This is a genomic window from Oleiphilus sp. HI0066 (assembly GCF_001635725.1).
In genome coordinates this window covers 1-1,421 of the sequence record NZ_LWFH01001829.1, presented here as the reverse complement: position 1 = coordinate 1,421, position 1,421 = coordinate 1, and the positions used below count along the sequence as shown (strand labels likewise).

The following is a 1,421-nucleotide window of genomic DNA, read 5'->3' as shown; positions in this document are numbered from 1 at the left end:
CCCGCACTCGATTCCATCAGGAACACAAGGCTTCTTTTTTAACACGCGTCGTGATTTATTCTCTGATAGACGCGTGCGCCAAGCGCTTTCACACCTGTTTGATTTCGAATGGACCAACGCAGCCCTTTTCCATAATGCCTACACGCGCAATCTGAGCTACTTCCCGAACTCACGATATGCAAGTTCAGGACTTCCCTCTGAAGCAGAACTTGCCTTACTTGAGCCATTTAAAACCCAACTTCCAGCGAGCGTGTTTAATAAGGAATTTGGCTTCGAGCAAAGCAAAGGCGACGGCAATATACGCAAGAAGATGCGTGCAGCAATGAATCTACTGAAAGAAGCAGGCTGGAAATTAGATGGTAAGCAACTGATTCATACCGAAACAGATAAGCCCTTCGAATTTGAATTCATTTATCGTCAAGCAGGACTAAAACGTATCATTCTGCCCTTCATTAAGAACCTCGAGCGTGTTGGCATTAAAGCTAACCCACGCCTAGTGGAAAGCGCGCAGTACAAAGCCAGACTCGATAATTTCGATTTCGACATGATGACCTTTGTGCTTAGCCAAGGTAATGCACCAAGCTACGAACAACGCGACTACTACCATAGCGATCTGGTCGATGTAGAAGGCAGCTTTAACTACGCAGGCATTAATAACCCAGCAATCGACGCGCTAATCGCTCAACTTCTCCAGGTAACTTCCGAACGAGAAGTTATTACCATCATGCATGCTCTAGATCGCGTATTGCTCAATGAGCATTACATCGTGCCTAACTGGCATATTGGAGTACACCGCGTTGCATATTGGGACCGATTTGAGCGTTTAACCGAACCACTCCCCTACAAATTAGGCGTTGAAAATTGGTGGGCAAAATAAGGGGTAGAACATTGTCTACCCCCCCCTTTATTTTACTCGTAGTCTGAAGCATAAGTATCTTCATAAGAGTGTGAATAGAACTCGAACAAGTTACCGAAGGGATCTTCCAAGTAAACCATCTGCGCTTGTTTTAGCTCGTCTTTAGGGTGGTAACGCATAATATCCATACGCACTTTTCCACCGTATTCTTCTACGCGTTTAATCGCTGTATCAAACTGCTCTTTTGGCAGCTGAAGGCAGAAGTGAAAAATGCCAAGACGAGAGAAATCTACGTTATGACGCTCCTCGCGATCAACCATCTCAAACAACTCAACACCAATACCATCATTTGTAACAAGATGAGCAATATTGAAGCCTTTAAATCCTTCCCCAAATACCGCAATACACATACGACCAATCGCAGACTCTCGCTCTTCGATGACCTTCGTATTGTTCATAACCACTCTAAGACCTAGCGCTTTGGTGTAAAACTCAACCGCTTGATCCATGTCGCCAACCATAATCCCAACATGATTCATTTTCATCACTGAATCCTAACTCTCTC

2 protein-coding genes are annotated in these 1,421 nt (G+C 44.6%); one reads left to right on the top strand and one right to left on the bottom strand.

What is annotated here, in order from left to right:
- Window positions 1-877, top strand: an 877-nt coding sequence (locus tag A3738_RS28420; RefSeq protein WP_231876790.1) for an ABC transporter substrate-binding protein, incomplete at its 5' end; no start/stop codon positions are given.
- Window positions 878-909: 32 nt separating this feature from the next.
- Here the strand turns inward: A3738_RS28420 and A3738_RS28415 are convergent.
- Window positions 910-1,401 carry a VOC family protein gene (locus A3738_RS28415; protein ID WP_068481341.1) on the bottom strand — a complete coding sequence of 164 codons (492 nt, stop codon included), beginning with the start codon at window positions 1,399-1,401 and terminating at the stop codon, window positions 910-912.
- Window positions 1,402-1,421 lie beyond the last annotated feature (20 nt).